The following is an 8818-nucleotide window of genomic DNA, read 5'->3' as shown; positions in this document are numbered from 1 at the left end:
CAAGAACCAAGAAAATGCTCAAGCGAGCTTGGACATTTTCTTGGTTCTTGTATTTATTCGTGACCGCGAAGGGATTCGAACCCCCAACCCTCAGAGCCGAAATCTGATATTCTATCCAGTTGAACTACGCAGCCATTTTGAAAAAAAATAGAATATAGAGAAAAGAAAAAAGATTCAGTCTGTTTTCTATACCTATTCTCTTTATTCTAAAATTAAACTAATAATTTTTTAACGATAGTTGAAATAGTTTTTCCTTCTGCAGAACCGCCTAGTTGGGCTGAAGCCAATCCCATCAATTTTCCCATGGAAGCGATTCCTGATGCGCCGGTTTCTGCAATGATTTTGGCAACGATGGCTTCTACTTCTGCTTCTGACAATTGTGCCGGAAGGAATTTTTCGATTACGGCTATTTGTGCCAATTCTGGTTCGGCTAAATCCTGACGGTTTTGTTGTTGGAAAATCGCAGCGCTATCTTTGCGCATTTTTACCAAACGTTGTAACAATTTAATTTCATCTTCAGAAGATAAGGTATCTTTGGCTCCGGCTTCTGTTTTGGCTAAAATGATACCCGATTTGATGGCTCTTAACGCTTCTAAAGCGACAGTATCTTTGGCTTTCATGGCGTTTTTCATTTCGTCCATGATTTGGGTTTCTAAACTCATATTTTAGATTGTTAGATAATTAGACTTCTTGGTTTTCTCTGAATGGTTGGCTTTTTAGCCCCGATGGGAGCAAGTATCCTCGAAGAGATACTGCGGACAGCGGGAATAAGCCCCGAAGCTTCGGGGTGAAACTGCCCGAGCCATTCGCTCCTAAAAAGCACTGCGAAGGTAAAAAAATAACCCGAAAATCTCAAGGAAATTTTCGGGTTATGCGATTAGAAAAATGGCAGACTAATCTACATTATCGTGCAAGAAAGAATTGTTGGTTCTGATTTGTAAATCGTCGTTACTATCAGTGCCCAAAGACATTCTTGAGTTTGAACTATTGTCGGCGTTGTTTGACAGGTCAACACCAAGGCGTTTGTATGCCGGTTCTTTTTCCATTTCCTCAATTCTTGACGGATTATTGTGGAATTTGTAATTGAACTCTTTTAATTTTCTTCTGCGTTCGTCGGCTCTGTGTTTCAAAGTCTCTTCGATCGTCATTTCTACCGGAGAAGCATCATCGAAATAATTTATTGAAGCGGTTTGTGGCTTTTCGATTTCGGCCACTGGTTTCATGGTAATATTCAACTCTTCTGCGATTGGCTCTTCTACGATTTTAGCAACCGGTTTTGAGTTTAGCAAGTCGTTTTCCAACTCCATGTATTCTTCCAGAGAATATTTGATTACGCCGCCTTCGTTAACTTCGGTAACCGGAACAAATTCTACTGCTTCGTTTACAATGATATCATTAGCGTCTGCAGACAGATCAAAAACAATCTTGGTTTCTTCAACAGCTTCTATTTTTTCTACTTTTTCGAATACTGGCGTTGCGGCCGGCATATCGAAAGTGAAAGTGATTTGCTCTTCTTCGATGATATTTTGTGGTTCAACCACTTCCATGGCTTTTACTTCCGGAGTAGTTACTTTGAAATCGATGTCTTTGATAGGCGATACGATTTCGAAAGTCACATCTAAGTTGCGGATGAATTGGTTCATCGCGATTAGTTCGTTGTCATCAATGGCAGTTGGAGCTACTGTTGGTATTTCCAATTCTTCTTCGATTAATTCAAATACGATTTTCTCTTCTTTAACTTCGGCTACGGGCGTATCGATGGTTTGGAATACTTCGACCGGTTTTTGGGTTAAGTCGCGCACCAATTTTTGATCGTCTTCTAAAGCGTGAACAATTTTCTTCGCTTCGGTGTTTACGATGCCGTTTTGTTGTTCTACGTTGAAACCGGTTGCGATAATCGTCACAGCAATAGCTTCGCCTAACGTTTCATCTTCTCCAACTCCCATAATGATGTTGGCATTATAACCTGCTTCACTTTGGATATGATCATTGATTTCTCCGATTTCATCAATAGTAATCTCGCTTGAGCCAGAAACGATAAGCAACAATACGTTTTTAGCACCGGAGATTTTATTATCATTCAACAAAGGAGAATCTAAGGCAGTAATAATGGCTTCTTTAGCACGGTTGTCACCGGTTGCTACAGAAGAACCCATAATAGCAGTACCACTATTGGAAAGAACGGTTTTCGCGTCTTTTAAGTCGATATTTTGCGTGTAGTGGTGTGTAATTACTTCCGCGATACCACGAGAAGCTGTCGCCAACACTTCATCAGCTTTAGAGAAACCGGCTTTGAAACCTAAGTTTCCGTAAACTTCTCTTAATTTATTATTATTGATAACAATCAAAGAATCGACTTGTTTTCTTAATTTTTCAACACCCAACAGCGCTTGTTCCGAACGCACTTTTCCTTCAAATTGGAAAGGAATCGTCACGATACCAACGGTAAGAATGTCTCTTTCTTTAGCCAATTGCGCAATTACAGGAGCTGCACCCGTTCCGGTTCCACCGCCCATTCCGGCTGTGATGAAAACCATTTTGGTATTGCTGTCTAACATTTTTTCGATGTCGCCTACACTCTCCAAAGCGGACTGTTGTCCAACATCCGGATTTGCGCCTGCGCCAAGACCTTCGGTTAAGTTTACACCCAACTGGATTTTATTGGGTACCGGACTGTTTTGAAGTGCTTGTGAGTCGGTATTACAAACGATGAAATCTACACCTTTGATTCCCTGTTTGAACATGTGATTGATAGCGTTACTTCCGCCGCCACCAACACCGATTACTTTGATCACATTTGATTGATTCTTTGGTAAATCAAATGAGATGCTTCCAAATTCTGAGTTGCTTATCATACTATTTTGGTGTTAGGTATTTATTCTGTTTAATCTATTCTGCGTTATCTAAAAAATCTTTAATCTTGTCAACATAGCGGTCAAAAAAAGAACGTCTGATTTTACTTTCAGTGGTTTCAGGTTCTGGTTTTTCTTCTACTATTACTTCATTCGAAACCTCTTCTTCTTTTGGTTCAAAAACCGGTTGTTGTATGTTTTGTTTTGGTACTTCTTGCGTTACCTCTTTTAATTCAATTTTGTAAGCACTATTCGAATTATTTTCAATGCTGTTCATCACTAATCCGACTGCTGTGGCGAACAACGGACTTGAAATTTCTTCTCCTGAATTGCCGGCTAAATGTTCGTTAGGATAGCCTATTCTGGTGTCCATTCCAGTAATGTATTCTACCAATTGCTTGATGTGTTTCAATTGCGAACCACCACCGGTTAATACGATTCCGGCAATTAATTTTTTACGTGGATCTTCGTGTCCGTAAGCCTTAATTTCGGTGAACACTTGTTCGATAATCTCCACTACTCTGGCGTGAATGATTTTCGATAAATTTTTAAGCGAAATCTCTTTTGGATCTCTTCCACGTAATCCGGGAATTGATACGATTTCGTTGTCTTTATTTTCACCCGGCCAAGCGGATCCAAATTTTACTTTTAATAATTCTGCTTGTTTTTCGATAATCGAGCAACCTTCTTTGATATCGTCTGTAATTACGTTTCCTCCAAAAGGCACTACCGCTGTATGACGAATGATCCCATCTTTGAAAATGGCCAAATCTGTTGTCCCACCACCGATGTCAATTAAGGCAACGCCGGCTTCCTTTTCTTCCTGACTTAAAACCGCATCCGCTGAAGCCAATGGTTCTAAAGTCAATCCCGACAATTCGATACCCGAACTTTGAATGCATCTGCCCACGTTTCTGATGGATGATGCTTGTCCGACTACTACGTGGAAACTCGCTTCCAATCTTCCGCCGTACATTCCGATCGGTTCTTTGATTTCCGATTGTCCGTCGATTTTGAATTCTTGTGGCAATACGTGAATAATCTCTTCTCCGGGTAGCATCGCCAATTTGTTTACTTGGTCGATTAGCAATTGGATATCTCTTCCGCTGATAACCTCTTCAGGGTTTGTTCTGATGACGTAATCGGTGTGTTGTATGCTGCGGATGTGTTGACCGGCAATCCCGACTACCACATCGTTTATTTTGTAACCTGAATTATTTTCCGCTTCAAGAACTGCCTGTTGAATGGATTGAATGGTTTGGGTGATGTTGTTAACAACGCCACGAGCTACTCCAAGACTTTTTGATTTACCGACACCCAAAATTTCCAACTTCCCATACTCATTTTTCTTGCCAATCATGGCCACAATCTTGGTTGTCCCAATGTCTAATCCGACTGCAATATTCTCTTTTTCCATAATCTTCTATTTAATGCACACCACTTGCTTGGTAAACTTCAAATTAATTCTTCGGTACATGTCCAAAGTGCTATCTAAAACTGCCTTCTGAAAAAAGGCTTTGTAATTCTTAAATTTTCTTTCGATGTTAATAGTTCTACCAAAATCGATTTGATAATCGTAATTTCTGTTCGCCATAATTAGGCTACCATTAGGCAAAACTTGTACACCAATGATATTTTTTCTCAAAAAATCATCTTCAGCAATCATCCCTAAAACTTCAGATAATTTCTCCTTTTTTACTGCTGTAATTTCCCCCGATAACAGTGGCACTCTGGCAGTGTAATTATCTGATAAAGGCATTTTATTTCCCTCATAATCAATATAAAAAGAACCCGTTTCGTCAAACACTCTGCCTACTGGTGTTTTTTGTTCCACCACTGCTTTTAGAACACCGTCAACACTAACAAAAACATCAGCTTTTTGAATCATCTGATGATTGTTGACGGACTTTTCCAATTTATTCAAATCTAACCCATCTTTATTGATAGTTTTTAGGTCCTGATTTTTTTCTATTAACAATTTATTAACCGTTTCCGGTTTCAAAAAAAGACTGTTTTCGCCTACAAAAACAACCTCCGTTTTCTTAATTTTCCGCATGGCATTTCGATGCGAAGTGAAGGAAAACAGGAAGATAACGACCGAAATCATTAGCACTAGTCTGATATTTGTCCATGTGAAAATTTTCATGATAAAGCCAATTTAATTTTGGGCACTAATTCACCAATGTCTCCTGCGCCGATGGTTACAATTATTTTAGCATTATTTTCTAAAATTGTTGGAATTAAATCGCCTTTGGAAACCAATTTTTTATTTGAATTTTTCATTTTGGAAAGCAACCAACTTGACGTAATTCCTTCCATCGGTAATTCTCTTGCCGGATAAATATCTAACAACAAAATTTCATCGAATTGCGACAAACTTTTGGCAAAATCATCGGCAAAATCTTTGGTTCTGCTGAACAAATGCGGTTGGAAAATCGCAAGCACTTTTTGATCCGGATACAACTCACGAACCGCTTGATGCACGGCGTTAATTTCAGTTGGATGATGTGCATAATCATCTATATAAACCAAATCATTCGTCTTGATTTGGTACGAAAATCTGCGTTGAATTCCTTTAAATGAAGCCAAGGCCTTAGCAATGGACTCGGTTGGGGTACCATAAGTCTTAGACATTGCTAAAGCCATCAAGGCATTCATTAAATTGTGTCTTCCAGGCAAACCGAATTTCAAATCACAAATTGTTTCGGATGGTGTTTGTACATCAAAAACATAGAATCCGTTTTCAATTCGGATGTTGAAAGCTTTATAGGTTGCTTCTTCGTTAATTCCGACGGTTAAGCCTTCGAGTGACAAACCTTTTGGAACGAATAAATTGTTTTTATCTTCTACTTTGTCGGCAAATTCTCGGAATGACTCTTCGATGGCCGTGGCATCGCCATAAATGTCCAAATGATCGGCATCCATTGACGTTACGCACGCAATATCCGGATGCAGATGCAAGAATGATCGATCGAATTCATCGGCTTCAACTACGGTAACCGTTTTCCCATTTCCGATTAAATTGGAATTATAATTTTCTACAATTCCGCCTAAAAAAGCGGTAACATCTGCGCCACTTTCATAAAGAATGTGTCCGAGAATACTTGACGTTGTTGTTTTTCCGTGGGTTCCGGCAACTGCGAAACAGAAAGTGTCTTTGGTGATAATTCCTAAAACTTCGGCGCGTTTTTTCACTACATAATCTCGCTCTAAAAAATAATTCCATTCAGAGTGAGTAACAGGAACCGCCGGCGTGATGATTACTAATGTATTTTCAACATAATACTCTTTTGGAATCAAACCAATATTGTCTTCAAAATGAATGTTCATTCCACCCGCAATCAACTCATCGGTCAACATGGTGGGTGTTTTGTCATAACCAGAAACATTCTTGCCGATGTTTTGGAAATAACGAGCCAAGGCACTCATTCCGATGCCTCCGATGCCGATGAAATAGACGTTATGGATTTGGTTTAGATTCATTTTAGTTACTGAGTAGCTGAGTCACTGAGTGTCTGAATTACTATGTTTTTATCAATTTTATTATCTGTTCAACTATGTCTTTTGTGGCGTTGGGTTTGGCTAATTTTTTTATGTTTTGGCTTAACGTTAGCTGCAAATCTTTGTTGGAGATTAAATCTGAAAACGTGGTTTCGAATTTTTCTTCCAATTCGTTTTCTTTTAAAAGAATGGCTCCATTTTTATCGACGATGGCTTTCGCATTTTTGGTTTGATGGTCTTCGGCTACATTGGGTGACGGAATAAAAATAGTTGGTTTTCCCACCAAACATAATTCTGAAACCGAGGATGCTCCGGCTCTTGAAATCACGAAATCCGCTGCGGCATAAATCAAATCCATTTTATCAATAAACGCAACTACTTGTACATTTTCTCTTTCATTGAAATGTTGGTATTCATCAAAATACAATTTTCCACATTGCCAAAAAACTTGAATACCGCTTTGCAAAAGAAAATCGAGTTCCTTCGCTATCAATTGGTTTACCCTTCTGGCTCCAAGACTTCCGCCAAGTACCAATAACGTTTTTTTATTGGTATCTAATTTGAAATAAGCTATTCCTTCGGCTGTTTTGGTTTCCACATCTAGTAAATCCTGACGAACTGGATTTCCGGTAAATACAATTTTATCTTTTGGAAAAAATCTTTCTAAATTTTCATACGCCACACAAATCGCATTGGCCCTTTTGCTCAACAGTTTGTTGGTAATTCCGGGATAAGAATTTTGCTCTTGAATCACGGTTGGAATATCCATACTATTCGCCATTTGTAATAACGGTCCGCTGGCAAAACCACCGGTTCCGATAACTACATCGGGTTTGAAACTTTTTAATATTTGGCGCGAAGTCAATAAACTGCTTACCAATTTTAAAGGAAACATGGCGTTTTGTAATGTCAATTTCCTTTGCAAACCGGCAATCCAAAGCCCGTTGATTTGGTAACCGGCTTGTGGTACTTTTTGCATTTCCATTTTGTCTTTCGCACCCACAAAAAGAAACTCCGCTTCGGGGAAACGAGATTTTAATTCATTGGCAATCGCAACCGCCGGATAAATATGTCCGCCTGTTCCACCTCCGCTTAATATGAATTTTAATTTGCTCATTCTTCTTAGTCCTCGCCCTAAAGGTCGTGGTAAGTCATTATTTTTTGTTTAATATAGCGTTCATTGGATTGGCTTTGTCTTCGATAGAAAAACTTTCCAATTCGGTTTGTAATGCTATTTTTTCTGCTTCTTCTTGTTCTTGTAATTGTTTATCGATTAGCTTATTCAAAGCATCTTCGCGTTTTTGCTTTTCGGCTAACTCTTCTGCTATTTCTTCTTCTTTTTTGGTCACGCTTAGAATAATTCCGAGCGCGATACAAGTCATCCAAATCGAGCTTCCTCCACTGCTAATCAACGGTAGGGTTTGTCCGGTTACCGGCAATAATTCAACGGCCACTGCCATGTTTGTCATTGCTTGAAAAATAATTGGAAATCCTAAACCTATGACGACTAGTTTACCAAAGAGCGAATTGGATTTATGTGCAGCGACGACAAATCGGAATAACAAAAGTAAATACAGGCACATAACCAAGACTCCTCCGAATAATCCGTATTCCTCTACAATAATGGCGTAAATAAAATCGGAAGAAGATTGTGGCAAAAAGTTTTTCTGTACACTTTTTCCCGGACCTAAACCGTATACACCTCCGGAGGCGATGGCAATTTTGGCCTTTTCGATTTGGTAATCATCTTCATCCGGTTTGTCCGTGGTAAAATTATCAATACGATTAATCCAAGTATCAACACGATTTGGGAAGGCTTCAGGGAATTGTTTGGCTACCAAAATAAAAAAGGTCAAGCCGATAATTCCGGCTCCCAAAATAATCCCTATGTACTTTAATGGATATTTACCGATGAAAGCGAGCATTAAAACCATGGAAAATATCAACGCTGCTGTTGATAAATTTGCCGGCAAAATTAAGATTACCGTGATAAAAACAGGTGTCCATAAATCCCACAAAGAATTTTGGAATGTAATTGGTGTTTCTCTGGTTTTGGATAAATATCGAGCTACAAAAACGTATAGAACAATAGAAGCCAAGGCTGATGTTTGGAACGTAATTCCGATGAACGGAATTTGAATCCAACGACTGGCATTGGCACCATCTATAATCGTTCCTTTGAGCAAAGTATAAATTAACAACACCCAAACGACCGGCAATAACAAGCGTGAAATCGTTCGGAAGTAATGATATGGCACTTTGTGGATTTTGTATAAAATAAAAAATCCAACAAATACTTGCGCTCCGTGTTTTAATAAATAAGTCAATGCATTTCCCGAACCGTGGCGCATGTATGCCAAATTACTACTTGCACTAAACACCGGCATAAACGAAAATAACGCCAACAAGGCCACGAATGCCCAGATGACTTTATCTCCTTTTAAGCTGTGAATTAGTTCTTTCAT

Annotated in this window: 7 protein-coding genes and 1 tRNA gene; all 8 read right to left on the bottom strand. The window is 39.0% G+C overall.

Annotated features, from left to right (window positions below):
- Positions 1–60: 60 nt before the first annotated feature.
- Positions 61–134: transfer RNA gene (locus ACK4R1_RS05100), tRNA-Arg, on the bottom strand.
- Between the two features lie 78 nt (positions 135–212).
- Entirely contained in the window at positions 213–662 is a 450-nt protein-coding gene (locus ACK4R1_RS05095) for a GatB/YqeY domain-containing protein (RefSeq protein ID WP_409684350.1), read from the bottom strand.
- Positions 663–893: 231 nt separating this feature from the next.
- Positions 894–2855, bottom strand: coding sequence for a cell division protein FtsZ (ftsZ, locus tag ACK4R1_RS05090; RefSeq protein WP_409684348.1), 1962 nt, complete (start codon positions 2853–2855; stop codon positions 894–896).
- 34 nt (positions 2856–2889) lie between these two features.
- Positions 2890–4269 carry a cell division protein FtsA gene (gene ftsA / locus ACK4R1_RS05085; protein ID WP_409684346.1) on the bottom strand — a complete coding sequence of 460 codons (1380 nt, stop codon included), beginning with the start codon at positions 4267–4269 and terminating at the stop codon, positions 2890–2892.
- 6 nt (positions 4270–4275) lie between these two features.
- Positions 4276–4998, bottom strand: coding sequence for a cell division protein FtsQ/DivIB (locus ACK4R1_RS05080; protein WP_409684344.1), 723 nt, complete (start codon positions 4996–4998; stop codon positions 4276–4278).
- On the bottom strand, positions 4995–6335 hold the full coding sequence (murC, locus tag ACK4R1_RS05075) for a UDP-N-acetylmuramate--L-alanine ligase (RefSeq protein WP_409684342.1): 1341 nt from the start codon (positions 6333–6335) through the stop codon (positions 4995–4997). The genes ACK4R1_RS05080 and murC overlap by 4 nt, the downstream gene beginning before the upstream one ends.
- 40 nt (positions 6336–6375) lie before the next feature.
- Positions 6376–7470 (bottom strand): undecaprenyldiphospho-muramoylpentapeptide beta-N-acetylglucosaminyltransferase, encoded by a 1095-nt coding sequence (murG, locus tag ACK4R1_RS05070; RefSeq protein WP_409684340.1) that lies wholly within the window; start codon positions 7468–7470, stop codon positions 6376–6378.
- Between the two features lie 37 nt (positions 7471–7507).
- A complete protein-coding gene (locus tag ACK4R1_RS05065) occupies positions 7508–8818 on the bottom strand; it encodes an FtsW/RodA/SpoVE family cell cycle protein (RefSeq protein ID WP_409684339.1) in 1311 nt (436 codons plus the stop codon).

The organism is Flavobacterium sp., from assembly GCF_046293665.1.
Lineage (GTDB): Bacteria > Bacteroidota > Bacteroidia > Flavobacteriales > Flavobacteriaceae > Flavobacterium.
The sequence above is the reverse complement of the archived record's forward strand: the minus strand, read 5'-3'. Positions and strand labels throughout refer to the sequence as shown.

What these genes read in the sequence shown, in the direction of transcription:
- ACK4R1_RS05095 (WP_409684350.1), bottom strand. Translation starts at nt 662, where the DNA reads ATGAGTTTAGAAACCCAAATCATGGACGAAATGAAAAACGCCATGAAA.
- ftsZ (WP_409684348.1), bottom strand. Translation starts at nt 2,855, where the DNA reads ATGATAAGCAACTCAGAATTTGGAAGCATCTCATTTGATTTACCAAAG.
- ftsA (WP_409684346.1), bottom strand. Translation starts at nt 4,269, where the DNA reads ATGGAAAAAGAGAATATTGCAGTCGGATTAGACATTGGGACAACCAAG.
- ACK4R1_RS05080 (WP_409684344.1), bottom strand. Translation starts at nt 4,998, where the DNA reads ATGAAAATTTTCACATGGACAAATATCAGACTAGTGCTAATGATTTCG.
- murC (WP_409684342.1), bottom strand. Translation starts at nt 6,335, where the DNA reads ATGAATCTAAACCAAATCCATAACGTCTATTTCATCGGCATCGGAGGC.
- murG (WP_409684340.1), bottom strand. Translation starts at nt 7,470, where the DNA reads ATGAGCAAATTAAAATTCATATTAAGCGGAGGTGGAACAGGCGGACAT.
- ACK4R1_RS05065 (WP_409684339.1), bottom strand. Translation starts at nt 8,818, where the DNA reads ATGAAAGAACTAATTCACAGCTTAAAAGGAGATAAAGTCATCTGGGCA.